The organism is Myxococcus vastator (genome assembly GCF_010894475.1).
GTDB lineage: Bacteria > Myxococcota > Myxococcia > Myxococcales > Myxococcaceae > Myxococcus > Myxococcus vastator.
Genome location: NZ_JAAIYB010000178.1, coordinates 1 through 15771, shown reverse-complemented (window position 1 = coordinate 15771; position 15771 = coordinate 1). Strand labels below are relative to the sequence as shown.

At 66.4% G+C, this 15771-nt stretch carries 16 protein-coding genes; 5 read left to right on the top strand and 11 right to left on the bottom strand.

Annotated features, from left to right (window positions below; all coding sequences use genetic code 11):
- The 5 genes from G4D87_RS18835 to G4D87_RS18815 form a co-directional block, all read right to left on the bottom strand.
- The coding region (locus G4D87_RS18835; RefSeq protein ID WP_205507639.1) for an acyl-CoA dehydrogenase family protein at nt 1-269 on the bottom strand (269 nt) is incomplete at its 3' end.
- Nucleotides 270-454: 185 nt separating this feature from the next.
- Nucleotides 455-913, bottom strand: a complete 459-nt coding sequence (locus G4D87_RS18830; protein WP_240358395.1) for an imm11 family protein — start codon at nt 911-913, stop codon at nt 455-457.
- A 195-nt stretch (nt 914-1108) separates the two neighbouring features.
- The gene (locus tag G4D87_RS18825) at nt 1109-1684 is read right to left on the bottom strand and encodes an imm11 family protein (protein WP_240358394.1); all 576 of its coding nucleotides are present in this window, start codon (nt 1682-1684) and stop codon (nt 1109-1111) included.
- A gap of 469 nt (nt 1685-2153) precedes the next feature.
- Complete coding sequence (locus G4D87_RS18820; protein WP_240358393.1) at nt 2154-2738, bottom strand: imm11 family protein; 585 nt, start codon at nt 2736-2738, stop codon at nt 2154-2156.
- 32 nt (nt 2739-2770) lie between these two features.
- Complete coding sequence (locus tag G4D87_RS18815; protein ID WP_163783445.1) at nt 2771-3694, bottom strand: AHH domain-containing protein; 924 nt, start codon at nt 3692-3694, stop codon at nt 2771-2773.
- A 144-nt stretch (nt 3695-3838) separates the two neighbouring features.
- Between G4D87_RS18815 and G4D87_RS18810 the strand changes: the two genes are divergently transcribed.
- Together G4D87_RS18810 and G4D87_RS18805 are read left to right on the top strand one after the other, a co-directional pair.
- A complete protein-coding gene (locus G4D87_RS18810) occupies nt 3839-4651 on the top strand; it encodes an Imm49 family immunity protein (RefSeq protein ID WP_163783444.1) in 813 nt (270 codons plus the stop codon).
- The gene (locus G4D87_RS18805) at nt 4651-5808 is read left to right on the top strand and encodes a hypothetical protein (protein WP_163783443.1); all 1158 of its coding nucleotides are present in this window, start codon (nt 4651-4653) and stop codon (nt 5806-5808) included. Before G4D87_RS18810 ends, G4D87_RS18805 begins: the two co-directional genes overlap by 1 nt.
- A gap of 30 nt (nt 5809-5838) precedes the next feature.
- On the opposite strand, the gene gnd is transcribed toward G4D87_RS18805, so the two are convergent.
- The 4 genes from gnd to G4D87_RS18785 form a co-directional block, all read right to left on the bottom strand.
- A complete protein-coding gene (gene gnd / locus G4D87_RS18800; protein WP_163783442.1) occupies nt 5839-7263 on the bottom strand; it encodes an NADP-dependent phosphogluconate dehydrogenase in 1425 nt (474 codons plus the stop codon).
- A 37-nt stretch (nt 7264-7300) separates the two neighbouring features.
- Entirely contained in the window at nt 7301-7975 is a 675-nt protein-coding gene (gene pgl / locus G4D87_RS18795) for a 6-phosphogluconolactonase (protein ID WP_163783441.1), read from the bottom strand.
- Nucleotides 7972-9516 (bottom strand): glucose-6-phosphate dehydrogenase, encoded by a 1545-nt coding sequence (gene zwf, locus G4D87_RS18790; protein WP_163783440.1) that lies wholly within the window; start codon nt 9514-9516, stop codon nt 7972-7974. The genes pgl and zwf overlap by 4 nt, the downstream gene beginning before the upstream one ends.
- Nucleotides 9517-9639: 123 nt before the next feature.
- Complete coding sequence (locus tag G4D87_RS18785; protein ID WP_163783439.1) at nt 9640-10539, bottom strand: FkbM family methyltransferase; 900 nt, start codon at nt 10537-10539, stop codon at nt 9640-9642.
- Between the two features lie 187 nt (nt 10540-10726).
- Between G4D87_RS18785 and G4D87_RS18780 the strand changes: the two genes are divergently transcribed.
- Both G4D87_RS18780 and G4D87_RS18775 read left to right on the top strand, forming a co-directional pair.
- Nucleotides 10727-11452, top strand: coding sequence for a lysophospholipid acyltransferase family protein (locus G4D87_RS18780; protein ID WP_163783438.1), 726 nt, complete (start codon nt 10727-10729; stop codon nt 11450-11452).
- Between the two features lie 109 nt (nt 11453-11561).
- On the top strand, nt 11562-14297 hold the full coding sequence (locus G4D87_RS18775; protein WP_205507637.1) for a PQQ-dependent sugar dehydrogenase: 2736 nt from the start codon (nt 11562-11564) through the stop codon (nt 14295-14297).
- A gap of 7 nt (nt 14298-14304) precedes the next feature.
- On the opposite strand, the gene G4D87_RS18770 is transcribed toward G4D87_RS18775, so the two are convergent.
- Both G4D87_RS18770 and G4D87_RS18765 read right to left on the bottom strand, forming a co-directional pair.
- On the bottom strand, nt 14305-14931 hold the full coding sequence (locus G4D87_RS18770; protein WP_163783436.1) for a hypothetical protein: 627 nt from the start codon (nt 14929-14931) through the stop codon (nt 14305-14307).
- Entirely contained in the window at nt 14928-15188 is a 261-nt protein-coding gene (locus tag G4D87_RS18765) for a hypothetical protein (protein WP_163783435.1), read from the bottom strand. Before G4D87_RS18765 ends, G4D87_RS18770 begins: the two co-directional genes overlap by 4 nt.
- 223 nt (nt 15189-15411) lie before the next feature.
- On the opposite strand from G4D87_RS18765, the gene sbcD reads away from it, so the two are divergent.
- On the top strand, nt 15412-15771 hold a 360-nt coding region (gene sbcD / locus G4D87_RS18760; RefSeq protein WP_163783434.1), incomplete at its 3' end, for an exonuclease subunit SbcD.

Genomic DNA, 15771 nt, shown 5'->3' with positions numbered 1-15771 from the left:
GGGCTCTCCGAGGCAATCATCATCGTCCAAGCGGTGGAGGCGTCCACGCGGGCCAGCTCGGAGAGGACGTCGAGGCCCGTGACGAGGTCCAGCTCCAGTCCGCCGTGGCTGCGCGGGACCAGCATCCGGTAGACGCCGAGGTCCTTCAGCGTGGTGATGAGGTCCAGGGGGAGCTGCCGTGCCTGTTCAATTTCCCCGCTGCGAGCGGAGAGGGCAGGGGCCAACTCACGTACCGCATGCAGCAGCTTCGCTCCGGCATCCAGCGTCATGGTCGAGGCTCCGGAAAGAGAGCTTCAATGATGCCTGATTTGCGGTGTTTGTGAAAGATGCGGCGCGCCATGACTATTCAGTCTGGGGAAGGCATTGCATCACTCTGGTTGGGTATTTGCGGACTTCGCAGGTGCTTGGTCGAGCAGGAAATGGGTTGGGCGCGCCGCCGCTTGTGTGAAGCAGGTCAGTCCGTCGATGGTGTGAGCTTGGTGTGAGACGGGACCTGCTCAAGTTCCGTAATGAAGAAGTTGGTTGGACGTGGGTCCAATGTGCGCAGTTCCTGCCGAAGTTGTTCGCTGATGATGTAAGTGTAGGAGTCCTCTTGGACCCGAAACAGGTGAGGTGCGTTCTCAAGCTTCAGTGGATCGAGGACGAAGTTGCGGACGTCGACCACCTTGTCCTTGTGGTAAACGATGTCCGAGGCCTCCAGGTTGAGACAGTCGAACGTGCCAAGTGGATTGATGATGAAATAGTCAGTCGAGGCCGCACGCTTCTTGTGGTTGTAGATGGATAGGGGAAGGTACTCTGTGGGCGCTTTGTTGATGCGCTCAATGACCTCTTTGACTCTTTTGCTGATGATAGGCAGGTTGCATGCGTTTTCGATGAGGTCCGATACCTGGATTCCTTTGTAGCGGTCGGTCATGAAGACGCGAGCGTTCGGTGGATAGTCGCTTCCGAGAGGAAGGCCCTTTCCGAGTTTGTATAATTTATTCCAATGCCTTCGGGTTCTTTGTCAACAAAGCAGAAATTTTGATCTTCGCGAGGCATCAAGTGGATGAGGTGGTAGTCCATCCGTGCTTGCCTCGTGTTTTTGAAGGAGCCTCTTGATGGGTGAACATCATGCGCAATGCGGGGTGCCCGAGGGTACTTGAGCTAGTTGATCGAGAATGAAGTTGGTCGGGCGTGGGTCGAGCGTGCGCAGTGCTTGAAACATGACTTCGCTGAATAGATATGAGTAAGAGTGTTCGCGCATCCTGAAGAGGTGAGGAGCGGTTTCAACCTTGGCAGGATCCAGTACAGGGTTGTCGACACTTACGACCTTGCCGTTGTGGTATTCGATTTCCGATGCCTCTAGGTTGAGGCAGTCCACGGTTCCGAGTGGATTGACGATGAAGTGGTCCGTGGAGGCAACGCGTTTCTTGTGATTGTAGATGGCGACAGGTAGGTACTCCACGGGACTTTGGTTGACGCGCTCGAAGACCTCTTTGACGCGCCTGCTGACAATGCGCATGCCGCAGGTGTTTTCCACGAGGTCCGGAACCTGCATTCCCTTGTAACGCTCAGTCATGTAGACACGAGCATCCATTGGATAGTCCGCGCCAAGTGGTTCTCCATGACCAATCTTGTAGTCGATGAGTCCAAGCCCTTCAGGATAGTTATCGACGAAGCAGTAATTCAGGTTTTCGCGGGACATGGGCAGTATCAGGTAATAGTGCATCGGTGACCGCCTTGTCCTTGTGGTGGACGATGTCAGAGGCCTTTGGATTGAGGCAGTCCACGGTGCCAATCGGGTTTACGATGAAGTGGTCTGCGGATGCAGTACTGTTCTTGTGATTGCATATGGAGAGTGGGAGGCATTCCATTGGGTTATTGTTCACGCGCTCGAAAATTCATTTGACGCGTTTGTGGATGATTGGCATGTTATAGGCATTTTCAGCAAGGTTGGGAGCCTGCATGCCTTTGTAGTGGTCAGCCGTGTGGGTGTGCGTATTGATGGGTAGTTCGTTCCCAGTCTTTGTCCAGTGCCGAGTTTGTAGGTCTTGAGTCCGACTTCTTCGGGATAGTCTTCGATGAGGCAGTAGTCCAGGTTGTTTCTGGGCATCGCGTGAGTGAAATGGTAGTGCATTCGTGTTCAATGAATCGAATGCGCTCAGGTTTCAGCGTCAGGCGACAGGTGGAGTTTTCGAGGATGTCGAAGGTACGTGTTCAAGTGGATCGAGCAGGAAATTGGTTGGTCGTGGGGTGAGGGTTCGCAACTCCTGTATCATGACCTCGCTGATGAGGTACGAGTAGGAGTGTTCGCGCATTCTGAAGAGGTGAGGTGCGTGTTCGAGTTTGGCGGGGTCGAGGACAGGGTTCCGGACCTGGACGACCTTGCCTTTGAAGTATTTGATGTCCGAGGCTTCCAGGTTGAGGCAATCCACGGTGCCGATTGGATTGACGATGAAGTGGTCCGCGGAGGCGAGCCTCTTTTTGTGATTATAGATGGCCAGCGGAAGGTATTCCACGGGGCCTCGTGAAACGCGCTCAAACACTTCTTTGACGCGTTTGCTGACGATGAGTATGCCGCAGGCGTTTTCCACGTAGTCGGAAACCTGGATGCCCTGGTACCGGTCGGTCATGTAGACTCGAGCATCTGCTGGGTAGTCGGCGCCAAGTGTTTCGCCGTGACCAACTTTGTATCTGTTGAGCCCGAGTCCTTCGGGGAGTTCATCGACAAAACAATACTGTAACTGCTGGCGGGGCATGGGGAGGATGAGGTGGTAGCGCATTGGGTGGATTATATCCAAGCGGGGTTTCTGAGAATTTGAGTTGATTTTTTGTCAAGAGACGGTCCGGCCCCACCAGTTCTTCCCCATGACAAGACTATTTCCAGGAGTGTTGTTGAGAGATTCTCTAGTTTTTCTTTGTCCAGTTCTGCGTCCGGAATGGCGTGCTCTTTGTTGTCGACGGACTTGCATATTTTGGCGTAGTCATCAATGATTTCGCCCAGTCCCTTTGCTATTGTGCTCACCATTGTATTGTAGACAGGGTGGTCCGTGCATGACGCCGGAAGCGACTTCGTATCGTCATCCTTCAGTTGGATATGACGTGGCAGGTTGAGCAGCGCAGCGACCTCACGGTCCTGCGGAATCAGCAACATGTTCTTCTTGTGGTTGATGTTGTACTTGGCCTTGAGCAGCGCCTTCTGGATCATGTTGCTGACCCTGGCCTCCTGCTTCTGGATGACTGAGTCCAACGTGCCCTTCGGAATCAAGTGGTGGGCGTTGTTCCAGTACGGCCAGGTGTCCTGCGTGAAGTTGTAGCCGGCGGGAATGCGAACCTTGCCCTTGGCGAAGGTCCGGCGCTTGATGGCGCGCGGAGGACCGCCGATGTCCCAGTCTCCCGGCTCCGGAATGTCCAGGTGGGCGCAGTAGCGGTCGGGCGTCATGCCGCCCTTGTTCGCCCGGTAGGCGGAGGTCTGGAGGCGCCGCTCGGGTGGGTGCTCGTTGTAGCGGTGCAACCGCTCCTTGATTTCCCCATGGCTGTCGGCCTGCTCGTAGGCCTGATACCGGTAATTGCAGGAAACCTTGTTCTTGAAGCCGGAGAAGTCGCCCGTGTGCCCGGTGAGGCAGGCGCCACCCTCGGTCGTGCTCTTCACGATGAGGTGGAGGTCGTTGAGTTCCGCGTCCCCGAAATGCCCCGTGTCCTTCTTCTTCGACATGGCCTGGTCCCGAGCTGAAGGGTGCCTGCGCCGTCGAGTGTCCCGGACGCATCCGGGAGGGTCAAGGGCCTGCGGCCAAGGCCAGCGACACATGACGGACCCGGACGTAGAATGCGCGTCTGGCCATTCACCCGCGTTGACGACATGAAGCCGAACTTCCTCCCCATCGCCATCAAGAACTCAGGCACCGCGCTCGAGGAGCTGCTTCCGCGCGTCATCGCCGCGCCTCCCGCGCTGCAGAACTACGCGTACATCTGCCTGCTCCATCGGCGCATCGCGACGGGCTCGCTCCTGGCCACCAGCGACCCGGAGCCGTTCTACGCATACCTGTCCAAGAGCGCTCGCGCCTTCCTGCACTTCCTCACGACCGCGCCCGACGGAGAGAAGCTCACGTCGAAGGCCGAGCCCTTCTTCGACGCCGTCGCCTGCCGGGACGATGAGGCCGCGCGGGCCATGGCCCCGCTGTGCCCACGCAAGCCCGACACCACGCGCGAATACGAAGAGGACTTCTTCGCCGTGTGGCTGCCCATGGCGTTCTTCTTTGGAAACGTCCCGCGTGAGGACCTGCTGCCCGACCTGGAGCTCTTCGCCAGGCTGACCGAGGAGAACCCCGACCCGCATCTCGACGTCTGCTGGGGGCTCATCGACAAGGACCAGAAGCGCTTTGACGAAGGGCTCGAAGCCCTCATCGACCAGAAGCGCAAGGCCTACGACAAGGCGCGCCGCGAGGAGACGCAGAACCCCGACGAGGCCGCCACCACCGCGCACGTCTCCACCGAAATCCTGGCCTACATCGAGCTGGCCCAGCGCGCCGGACTCACCGTGGCGCCGGACCATCCGCTGGCGCCCGGCGTCGCGCGGAGGTTCCACCTGCGCAAGCCGCCCGACCCGGACAGTTGGCGCGTCCCCGAGCCCTTCAGCTCCTTCAAGAAGCCAAGCAAGAAGTCGAAACGCTGATGCCTCCAGCAACGGGAATCGTCATCAGTGGTCTGGGCATGGTGTCCAGTCTGGGTTTCGACGTCGTCACCAGCTGCGCCGCGCAGCGCGCGGGCCTGACGTGGCGCCACCCCCTGGCCCAGGCGGTTGCCTATGACGAAGCCGAGCTCGAGGCGCCCGTCTCGGGAGCGCCCATGGAAGGCTTCACGAATGGCTTCATCCAGTCAGGCACCTGGGTCCGCATGGCCGTCACGGCCCTGGAGGACCTGGTGGACTACGGCCAGTTGCCGGGGCGTGAGGACGCTCGCTTCTGGCAGACGACGGGCGTCGCCTGGGTGCTGCCCCCGCTCCTGTTCGAGCGCTTCTTCTGGCCGGACCCCGAGGTCCCCGCGTTGCTGGAGGCCTACTGCGCGGACCTGCTCGCACGCCTGACGCATTTGCCGCTCCAGATGATTCCAGGCGGCTTCATCCCCGGCGGGCCCCATGGCGTGGCGACGGCGGTGCAGCGGGCCGAAGCGCTCTTCACGCGCAGCCGCATGGAGCGCGTCCTCATCCTGGGCACCGATTCCTGGTTGGACCGCCCCAGCATCAACCTCCTCATCCGCGAGGGGCGGCTCAAGACGTCCGAGCGTCCCGTGGGCCTGTGCCCCAGCGAGTCCGCGGCCTGTGTGCTGGTGGAGCGGGCCCTGCACGCGGAGCAGCGGGGGGCTCGGGCCGAGTCTCGCATCCTGGCCGCCGTGGTTCAGGACGCACCCGAAGCGCCTTCGGAGGAGGATGCGCCCGTCCTCTCCCGGAGTCAGTCGGCCCCCGAGTGGGGACGCAAGCTCGCCACGACTGTCCAACGGACTTTGGAGGCAGCCGGAGTCCGGGAGCCGTTCCGGGGAGACATCCTGCTGGACCTCAACGGTGAGGAATGGAAGGCGCGCGTCTGGGGCCATGCCCAGCAGCTCCTCCATGAGCAGGTCGACTTCGCGGGGAGCCGGCTCGTGCTCCCCGCCATCGCCTTCGGAGATGTCGGCGCGGCGAGCGGCGTGGCCTCGCTCTGCGTCGCCACGCGCTCCTACGTGCGGGGATACGCATCCTCGCACCGGACGCTCATCTGCTCGGTCTCCGATGAGGGAGGCACCGGCGCGCTGCTGACAGAGCGCACCGTCCAGAAGCCGTCCCGGGCGCCGTGACGCGAGCGCCCGGGAAGCACCGGGCCCTGACTACTTGCCCCACTCCGTGTGGACGAAGCCCGCCTCCGGCCGGTCCTTGCGCTGATACGTGTGCGCGCCGAAGGCGTCACGCTGCGCCTGGGTGAGGTTCTGCGGCAGCTCCGCGGTGCGATAGCTGTCCAGGTACGCCAGCGAAGAGCTGAACACCGGCACGGGGATGCCCACGCGGGTGGCCACGCCCACCACCTGCCGCCACGCGGGCGCCATGCGCTCCAGCACCGGCGCGAAGGCGTCGGACACCACCAGGTTGGGCAGCGCCGGCTGCTGCTGGAAGGCCTCACGCAGCGGCGTGAGCAGCTTCGCGCGGATGATGCAGCCCCCCCGCCAGATGCGCGCCAGCTCCGCCAGGTGGATGTTCCACTGATACTCCTGGGACGCCGCCTGGATGAGCCGCATGCCCTGCGCATACGTCACCACGCGCGCCGCGTAGAGCGCGTCATGCGTCCACGCCGCGAGCTGCGCCTGCTCCTCCTTGCTGAGCTGCACCGCCGGGCCCTTCAGCTTCGGCGCGGCGGCCACGCGCTCGTCCTTCATGGAGGACAGGATGCGCGCGTCCAGCGACGCGGCGATGGACGGAATCGGCACGGCCAGGTCCAACGCCACCTGCACCGTCCACTTGCCCGTGCCCTTCTGGCCCGCCTTGTCCAACACCAGGTCCACCAGCGGCTTGCCCGTCTCCGGGTCCTTCTGGCGCAGCACCTTGATGGTGGTCTCCAGCAGGAACGAGCCGGCGATGCCGTGGTCCCACTTGGACAGCAGGTCCGCCAGCGCATCCGCGTCCAGCCCGAGCCCGCGGCGCAGCACGTCGTACGTCTCCGCGAGCAACTGCATGTCCGCGTACTCGATGCCGTTGTGCACCATCTTCACGAAGTGCCCGGCACCGTCCTGTCCCACATAGGTGACACACGGTCCCAGGTCCGTCTTCGCGGCGATGGCCTCGAACACCGGCCGCACCAGCTCGTACGCCGCGGGGGCGCCGCCCGGCATGATGGAGGGGCCGTTGCGCGCGCCCTCCTCGCCGCCGGACACGCCGACGCCCAGGAAATGGATGCCCTGGGCCTTGCACTGCTCCTCGCGGCGGCGCGTGTCCAGGAACCACGAGTTGCCGGCGTCCATGATGACGTCGCCTTCCGCCATCAGCGGCAAGAGGCGCTCCAGCATGGAGTCCACCGCCGCGCCCGCCGTCACCATCAGCAGCACCTTGCGCGGGCGCTCCAGCCGCTGGATGAAGGCCTCCAGCGACTCGGTGCCCCAGACCTCGGGGTGACCGTGCTTGCGGTGCATCTCGTCGATGCGCTCCGCGTGCCTGTCCCATACGGCCACCCGGAAGCCGTGGTCCGCGATGTTGAGGGCGAGGCTCGCCCCCATGACGCCCATTCCCGCCACGCCGAACTGCGCGCCCGCTGCCTCACTCATCGTTGGTTCCTCCTGGAAGGTTCGCGACAGGGAGCCCTCACCGCCCGGCGGCGGCGGGGTCCAACATCCACTCCGAATTCGTCACCCGGGCGGCGGGGAGACTCAGGTCTCCCGCCTGCGCCCGGCGCACCGTGTCCCGCTTGCCCGCCCCCGACACCAGGGTCAGCACGCGCCGAGCGGACCGCAACACCGGCAGCGTCAACGTCATCCGCCAGGGCGGCGGCTTGGGGCCCACCACCGCCAGGACGCGCCGCTCGGACTCCTCCAGCGCGGGGTGGCCGGGGAAGAGGCTGGCCGTGTGCCCGTCCTCCCCCATGCCCAGCAGCACCACGTCCAGGTCAGCAGGCAGCTTCGCCGCGTAGTCCTTCGCGGCGGCGTCACGGTCCTCGCGCTCGCCCTCCATGCGGAACACCTGCGACGGCGACAGTCGCAAGGGACGCAGCAGCGTGTCCTCCACCATCCGGTAGTTGCTGTCCGCGTGGTCGGGCGGCACGAAGCGCTCGTCCACGAAGTAGACGTCCACGCGCTCCCAGGGGAGCACCTGCGCCGCCAGCGCCCGGTACGCGGGCCCCGGCGTGCCGCCACCCGACAGGGCCAGGCTGACGCGACGCTGCGTGGCGAGCGTGTCCTGGAGCGCGCGCGCCATCCACAGCGCGGCCTCCCGGGGCAGGGACTCGGTGGGCACGACGTGCGTGCGCGCGCGGGTGCTCACAGGCCCGTCCACCGGCGGCCATCCCGGGCCAGCAGCGCGGCCGCGGCGTCCGGGCCCGCGCTGCCACCCGTGTAGCCGTGCGCCGGGCCGCCCTCGCCGGACTCCAGGGCCTGGAGGATGGGCGTCACGAAGGTCCACGCCTGCTCCACGCTGTCCTGCCGCGCGTAGAGGGTGGCGTTGCCGCGCATGCAGTCCAGCAGCAGGCGCTCGTAGGCCTCGGGCACCGGCCGCTGGAAGGTCTCCTGGTAGTTGAAGTCCATGGTGACGCCCGCGATGTTGACGTCCTCGCCGGGCACCTTGGATTCGAAGGAGAGCGCGATGCCTTCCTGGGGCTGGATGCGCAGCGTGAGCACGTTGGGCTGCAGTCGCTGGCAGGTGGCGCCTTCGCCGGAGAAGAGGCTGATGGGCACCGACTTGAAGTGGATGGACACCTCCGTCAGGCGCCGCTTCAGCTTCTTGCCCGCGCGCAGATAGAAGGGCACGCCCGCCCAGCGCCAGTTGTCGATGTTCATCTTCATGGCGACGTAGGTCGGCGTGCGCGAGCCGGCCTTCACGCCCTTCTCCTGGAGGTAGCCCTCGTACTGGCCAGCCACCACCGCGCGGGACACCTCGCGGCCCTCCAGCGGGCGCAGCGCGCGGAAGACCTTGTTCTTCTCGTCGCGGATGTCCTCGGCGCCGAAGGACACCGGCGGCTCCATGGCGCACAGCGCGAGCACCTGGAGCAGGTGGTTCTGCACCATGTCCCGGATGACGCCCGTCTCGTCGTAGAAGCCGCCGCGCCCCTCCACGCCCAGCGTCTCCGCCGCGGTGATTTCCACGTGGTCGATGTGCTGCCGGTTCCACAGCGGCTCGAAGATGGCGTTGGCGAAGCGGAAGACGAGGATGTTCTGCACCGTCTCCTTGCCCAGGTAGTGGTCGATGCGGAAAATCTGTCGCTCGTCCAGCACCGCCGCCAGCTCGCGGTTGAGCGCGCGGGCGCTCTCCAGGTCGTGGCCGAAGGGCTTCTCGATGATGAGCCGCTGCCACGGGCGCGGGTCGGCCTGCTCCTGGCGTTTCAGCAGCCCCGACTCCGACAGGCCGTTGAGGATTTGGGGGAAGGTGGAGGCAGGCGTGGCCAGGTAATAGAACTGGTTGCCCTGGGTGCCGAACTTCTGGGCGACCCGGTCGAGCTCCTTGCGCAGGCGCACGAAGGACTGCGGGTCGTCATAGCCGCCGGAGATGAGCTCCAGGCGCGGGGCGAAGTCCTTCCAGATGGCCTCGTCCAGGGGCTGGGTGCGGGCGAACTTCTGCAGGGACGCCTTGACCTGTTCGCGGAAGGCCTCGCTGTCCCCTTCGGAGCGGCTGAAGGCGACAACAGCGAAGCTCTCTGGCAGCAGGTGGTCTCGCGCCAGCTCGAACAGGGCCGGGAACAGCTTGCGCTGGGCCAGGTCTCCGGTGGCGCCGAACAACACCAGCGCGCACGGGTCGGGCCGCCGGGCGCGAACCAGCGGGTCTCCTTCTCGGGGATGGGTCTCGATGTGCAGGCCCTGATGCGCGTCCATTCGCTGCCTCCCTCCGGGTTGGGTCCGGCGGGCACCTTACGCCCTCCGCGCAGCCACCATGCAAGGGAGAGTGTGGGCAGTGACGCCGGTCCGACGTTGCGGAGCGTGCCTGCTGCGCGCCCTTCAAGGCAGGCAGAGCAGCTGGTAGCGCTGGGTGTCGTGCTGCTTCACTTCGCGCAGGTCGACCCGGCACGCCTGCTCGATGTCACCGAAAGGCGACACCCGGCCCCACAGGCGGCGCAAGCGGCCCTGCTTCGCCTTGAAGTCGTCGGGGGACACGTAGGCGCGGATGTTCTTGTAGTGACCCTCCAGCACCTCGCAGACGCGGCGAGGGTCGGCTCGCGCATACTCACCCCGTCCGTGGACCTCGATGTAGAGGATGGGCTTGTCCGGACGTTCGAGCGTGGCGCGCATGCCGGCCAGCACGTCCAGCTCGAAGCCCTCCACGTCGACCTTCACGAAGTCCACGCGTGACAGGCCTTGCTCCTGGACGAAGCCGTCCAGGGTGACGACCGGGACGCTGATGCCCTCCGCGCCTTCTTCGGGAACGTGTCCGTTGAGGCCCGTGGCGAAGGTGATGACGCCTTCCTGCGAACCCACCGCCGCCTGGACGGGCTGGCAGTTGCGCAGGTGGTTGTTCCGGAAGTTGGCGTCCAGCTCCGCGTGGTTCTCCGGGTCGGGCTCGAAGCTGAAGAGCTGTCCCAGCGGGCCGATGCGGCTGCGCAGGTACATGGAGAGGTAGCCGATGTTGGCCCCCACGTCGAAGGCCACCATGCCCGGCCGCAGATGGGGCGCGATGAGCGGGAGGTCCGACAGGAAGTCGTCGCCCTGCAGGTACAGCAGCATGTGCGTCGTGCTGCGGTGGGCCTGCAACGTCAAGTCGTAGCCGAACAGCCTGCGCTGGACCTCGAGCGGCTGCTGCCCGTTCAGCCCCAGCAGCAACCGCGCCGTGCGCAGCTGGCTGAAGGGGACGAACGTGTGGGCCAGTCGGGCGGCTCGGAGCGCGGGGTCGATGGGAAGCATGGGGGTGGTCTGTCTTTATGGCAGCGGCGGGGCCATGGGCAAGGAACGGCGGATTGCCCTGGAGGGCAGTCCCCAGGGCCCCCTCCAGGCCGGCTGACTGGATGAGCGGGGAGCGGCCGTGGGGAGGCGGGGCTGTCAGGAGAGGGGCGTGGAGTGGCCCCGAAGGTGGTATGCCTGGGGCCTCGCCATGAAGTACGCCGTCACGCTCTGGTTCTGGGTCGTCTTCCTGCTCACCGCTCCGGTGCTGTTCACCCTGGGCGCGTTGCTGCTCATCGTCACGTACCCGTTCGACCGGGACCGGCGGCTCTTGCACGCGCTGGTCTGCCGCTGGTGCTACGGCCTGTGGCTGCACGCGTCCCCGGGCTGGCGCACGCGCATCGAAGGCCGTGAGCTCATTCCGCCCGGGCCCTGTGTGATGGTGGTCAACCACCAGTCCGCGGCGGACATCCTCGCCGTCATGGGCCTGTTCCATCCCTACAAGTTCGTGGCGAAGGCGTCGCTGTTCTCGCTGCCGCTGGTGGGGTGGATGATGACGCTGCTGGCCTACGTGCCCATCGTCCGGGGCTCGTCCACCGCCATGCACCAGCTCCTGGACCCGTGCCGGCGCTGGCTCCGTCGTGGCATGCCGGTGCTCATCTTCCCGGAGGGGACGTACTCCAAGGGCGGACAGCTGCTGCCCTTCAAGCGGGGCGCCTTCCAGCTCGCGCTGGAGGAGCACGTTCCGGTGGTGCCCGTGGTGGTGGAGGGCACGCCGGGGTTGCTGGACGGAGACGGCCCCTGGATGAGCCCCACCGCCTCCATCCGCGTGCGCGTGCTCCCCGCGCTGCCGCCGGAGTCCTTCGGTCCGGACTCGCAGGAGCTGGCCACGCAGGTGCGCACGCTGTTCGAGCAGACGTTGGCCAGGACGGGCTGAGCGTCTCCGCGCACGCGCCTGGCCACGCGCACGCCCGCACTGGCGTCAAGCCATGGGGGTTGGAAACACCGGGCAGGCCTGTCTCGCGAGTGCGCTATCCTCAACGGACATGCGCTCTATTTTGATGTTACTTGGATTGTTGGGGCTGTCTTCGCCCGCCTGGGGCGCGGTGCCCGCCGGCTTCGTGGAGACGCCCTTCACCTCCAACACCCTCACGCAGGCCACGGGGATGGCATGGGCGCCGGATGGCTCGGGCCGCCTGTTCATCATCCGCAAGACAGGCGAAATCCGGGTGGTGTCGCTGAAGGACGGCCAGCCCGAAACACTGCCAGCAAGCAGCACGCTGGTGACGCGGGTGTTCGCGACGGAGCCCTCCGTCCACACCAACAGCGAGTGTGGCCTCATCGGCATCGCGTTCGACCCGAACTACGTGGTCAACCGCTACGTCTATTTCTTCGTCACCGTCTCCGCGTCGGAGCAGCAGATTGTCCGCTACACGGATGCGAACGGGACGGGCACGGCGCGCACCGTCGTCGTCAGCCGGCTGCCCACGCGGGGGGAGAACCATGACGGCGGCGCCATTGGCTTCGGCCCGGACGGGAAGCTGTACTGGGCCATTGGTGACCTGGGCAACCGCACGGGCGTGGACGCGGACCTGACGTCGATGGCGGCCAAGGTGAGCCGCGCGAACCTGGATGGCACGCCCGCCAACGACAACCCCTTCAACGACGGCGTGGGGCCCAACAACGAGTACATCTGGGCGCGCGGCTTCCGCAATCCCTTCACCTTCACCTTCCAGCCCGCCACGGGCCGGTTGTGGGTGAACAGCGTGGGCACCGGCTACGAGCAGGTCTTCGTCGTCAACCGGCGCGACCACGCCGGCTACGACGACTACGAGAACGACCAGCCCAGCGGCAACGACTACATCACCCCCGCCGTCAAGTACCGCACCAACGGCACCGATACCCGCGGCCTCACCGCGGGCGGCGCCGTGCGCAGCGGCGGGGTGGCCACCTTCACGACCACCGGAAACCATGGCTTCCGCAAGGGTGAGCGGCTCACGCTCAGCGGCGTGGGGGACGCGAGCTTCAATGGCCTGATGTACGTGGCCAGCGTCACCGATTCCACGACCTTCACCGTGGCGCAGCCGTCGCTTCCGGACGCCGCGAGCGGCGGAGGCACGGCCACGACGCAGCAGCTCGGGGGCTCCATCACCGGCGGCACCTTCTACGACGCGACCCTGTTCGACGCGGCGTACCGGGACAACTTCTTCTTCGGTGACTACAACTCCGGCCAGCTCACGCGCGTCACGCTGGAAGCGGACAACTCGGTGGCCACGGTGGATGCGTGGGCCACCGGCTTCTCCTCGCAGGTGGACCTGTCGGTGGGCCCCGACGGCGCGCTCTATGCCATTGGCGTGACGGGCGGCACCCTGCGGCGCATCACGCCCGCGGCGCCGGGACAGAAGCTGGTGGTCTCCGGGCTCCAGCCGCGCGTCGAGGAGGGCGGACGCGCCGCCTTCACCGTGCGCCTGGCCGAAGCGCCGGCCTCCGAGGTCTCCGTGCAGGTGTCCCGCGCGCTGGGCGGCTCCGAGGACCTGAGCATCATCAGCGGCGCGGCGCTCACCTTCACCGCGTCCAACTGGAGCGTGCCCCAGGTGGTGACGCTCACCGCGGCGGTGGACGAGGACGCGACGCCGGATGTCGCCACCTTCATGGTGGTGGCGGACGGGCTGCCGGAGGTGGCGGTGGTGGCCACCACCATCGACAACAACTCGCCGCGCCTGGAGTTGACCGCGTCGCAGGTGACGATTGTCGAGGGCGGGACAGCGACCTTCGGCGTCTCGCTGTCGCAGCGGCCGTCTCGCAACGTCACGGTGAACGTGACGCGCACCCGCGGTGACGAGGACCTCACCGTCCAGTCCGGGGCGACGCTGACCTTCAGCACCTCCGACTGGAACACCCCCAAGGAGGTCACCCTGGCCGCCGCGCCGGACGCGGACAACCTGGACGGCATGGCCCTCATCACCGTGGCCGCGCCCGGGCTGGACGCGCGCGAGGTGGAGGCCCGCGAGCAGGACACGGACCCGCTGGCGCCCGTCATCCACTCCGAGCCGGTGACGAGCGCCGTGGTGGGCAATCCGTACCGGTACGAGGTGCGGGCGACGGCACGACCCACGCCCACGTATGCCCTGGTGGGCACGGTGGCGGGCATGAGCATTGATGCCGCCACGGGCGTCATCACCTGGGAGCCCACCGAGACAGGCACGGTGGACGTCACCGTGCGCGTGAGCAATGGCGTGGCCCCGGACGCGACGCAGGCCTTCACCATCACCGTGAGCCCGGACTCGCCTCCCACCTCCCTCCTCACGCGCCCGGAGAATGGGGAGCGCGTGTCCGGCGCCACGGCGGAGTTCTATGGAGACTGCGTGGATGACGTGGGCTGCACGCACGCGGAGTTCTATGTGGACGACGTGCTGCGCTACACCGACGTGCAGTCCGAGAACCACTTCCACTTCGGCGGCGAGCACAATCGCTGGGACACCACGGACCTGACGCCGGGCTGGCACCGCGTCCGCTTCGTCGTGGTGGACTCGACGGGGCAGCAGGGCTCCGCCGAGGCGACGGTGTGCGTGGGGGAGGTCCCCTGTGAGCCGCAGCCGTCGGATGCGGGGACGGACGCCGGAACCGATGCCGGGACGGATGCGGGCACGGACGGAGGCACCCAGCCGCCGCCTCCCAACGAGCCGGGCGGCTGCGACTGCAACGCGATGCCGCTGGCGCCGTTGGCCTGGGGCTCGCTCGCGTGGCTCGCGCTCCAGCGGCGGCGGTCGCGCCGCTCCTGAGCGCGGCTCAGCCGTGCTTGCGCGCGCGGCCCTGCTCGGCCGCCTCGTGCAGGGCCTCACTCAGCAGAAGCGCTGGAGACACCAGGTCCTCCAGCGCTTCCTCGCTGTCGGGCATGCCGAGCCGCTCTGCCTTGAGCTGCTCGTCCTCGATGGTGAAGCTCAGGAACTGGCGGCGCAGCCTCTGGAATTGTTGTCGCACGCGCGGGGCTCGCAGGAGGTCGCGGGCCTCGTCGGAGAGGTTCTTCAAGTTGAGCATGGCGTCCACCTCCGCGTCGCCGACCTCCTCGTCCCGCTTGCCAACCGCCTTGAGGAGCTTGTCGCCGAGGCCTTCGGGGCGGATGAGGAGGTCCGGGGGCAGCACCTGGCCGAGCTCCAGCGTCACCACCGTGCAGAGGCGCGTCTTGTCCCCGCTCCGGCGGTACTCCGAGCGGATGCGGAATTGCCGTCCCAGGTGGAGACCTCCCATCTCCCAGGTCCCCAGGGAGTGGGTGTAGCCCCAGTCGCGATGGGCCGCGAACCGTCTCCAGGACTGGTCGCGGCGCTGGAGGCTCTTCCGGAAGGCGAGGCCACCCCTCACCACCGCCACCGCGACGAGCAGATACAGGAGGAGCGAGAACCAGGACCCGAGGCTCATGGGGTGGCGCCTTCCTGGCCTTCGCGCTTCGGCCGCCCGGCGTGGCTGCCCTTCAGCTCCATCGTCCCCGTGGCGTACATGAACCCGGGCGTCGCCATGAAGTACCCGCCGCGCGAGGCCGCGAAGCCCTGCCAGACGACGAGTTGCCGCTGCCAGCGCCGCCAGCGGAAGTAGCCGACGATGCTCGCGACCCCCAAGCCGACCCCGATGAAGCTGGCGAAGATGCCTATTTGTAGCCCGGTCATTCCCGCGAGCATCCCCGCTCCGGGCGTATCGGCCAACCCCCTCCGCGCGTGAGGGTCTCCGGACGGGACGTGGCGGGGCGTCCTCTCCCAAACGGCCTGGAGTTACAGGAACTTGCGCGCATGTCAGACGGAGGGAGTAAGGGAGCAGGCCCCCGCCGCTTGGAGCGAGCAGCGCCTCTGTTGGAGGCTGCCCGCCGGCCAGCGCGCCACGGGAAAGAGGGAAGGTGAACGCCTGATGCGCCTGCTGCATACGTCGGACTGGCACCTGGGACACACGCTGTACGACGTCTCGCGGGACGCGGAGCACGCCGCCTTCCTGGACTGGCTGCTGGAGACCCTGGAGGCGCGGGCGGTGGATGCGCTGCTGGTGGCCGGGGACATCTTCGACACGGCGAACCCCAGCGCGGAGGCGCAGGCGGCGTGGTACCAGTTCGTCGCGAAGGCGCGGCGGCGGATGCCTCGGCTGGACGTGGTGGTGATTGGCGGCAACCACGACTCGGCGGCGCGGCTGGACGCGCCGGACCCGCTGTTCGCGGCGCTGGGCGTGCACGTGGTGGGCGGACTGCCGCGAGCCCGAGGCGCCATGGACCAGGAG

What these genes read in the sequence shown, in the direction of transcription:
- G4D87_RS18805 (WP_163783443.1), top strand. Translation starts at nt 4,651, where the DNA reads ATGCCTCCAGCAACGGGAATCGTCATCAGTGGTCTGGGCATGGTGTCC.
- G4D87_RS18770 (WP_163783436.1), bottom strand. Translation starts at nt 14,931, where the DNA reads ATGAGCCTCGGGTCCTGGTTCTCGCTCCTCCTGTATCTGCTCGTCGCG.
- G4D87_RS18830 (WP_240358395.1), bottom strand. Translation starts at nt 913, where the DNA reads ATGACCGACCGCTACAAAGGAATCCAGGTATCGGACCTCATCGAAAAC.
- G4D87_RS18775 (WP_205507637.1), top strand. Translation starts at nt 11,562, where the DNA reads ATGCGCTCTATTTTGATGTTACTTGGATTGTTGGGGCTGTCTTCGCCC.
- G4D87_RS18785 (WP_163783439.1), bottom strand. Translation starts at nt 10,539, where the DNA reads ATGCTTCCCATCGACCCCGCGCTCCGAGCCGCCCGACTGGCCCACACG.
- zwf (WP_163783440.1), bottom strand. Translation starts at nt 9,516, where the DNA reads ATGGACGCGCATCAGGGCCTGCACATCGAGACCCATCCCCGAGAAGGA.
- gnd (WP_163783442.1), bottom strand. Translation starts at nt 7,263, where the DNA reads ATGAGTGAGGCAGCGGGCGCGCAGTTCGGCGTGGCGGGAATGGGCGTC.
- G4D87_RS18810 (WP_163783444.1), top strand. Translation starts at nt 3,839, where the DNA reads ATGAAGCCGAACTTCCTCCCCATCGCCATCAAGAACTCAGGCACCGCG.
- G4D87_RS18815 (WP_163783445.1), bottom strand. Translation starts at nt 3,694, where the DNA reads ATGTCGAAGAAGAAGGACACGGGGCATTTCGGGGACGCGGAACTCAAC.
- G4D87_RS18820 (WP_240358393.1), bottom strand. Translation starts at nt 2,738, where the DNA reads ATGCCCCGCCAGCAGTTACAGTATTGTTTTGTCGATGAACTCCCCGAA.
- G4D87_RS18780 (WP_163783438.1), top strand. Translation starts at nt 10,727, where the DNA reads ATGAAGTACGCCGTCACGCTCTGGTTCTGGGTCGTCTTCCTGCTCACC.
- G4D87_RS18825 (WP_240358394.1), bottom strand. Translation starts at nt 1,684, where the DNA reads ATGTCCCGCGAAAACCTGAATTACTGCTTCGTCGATAACTATCCTGAA.
- G4D87_RS18765 (WP_163783435.1), bottom strand. Translation starts at nt 15,188, where the DNA reads ATGCTCGCGGGAATGACCGGGCTACAAATAGGCATCTTCGCCAGCTTC.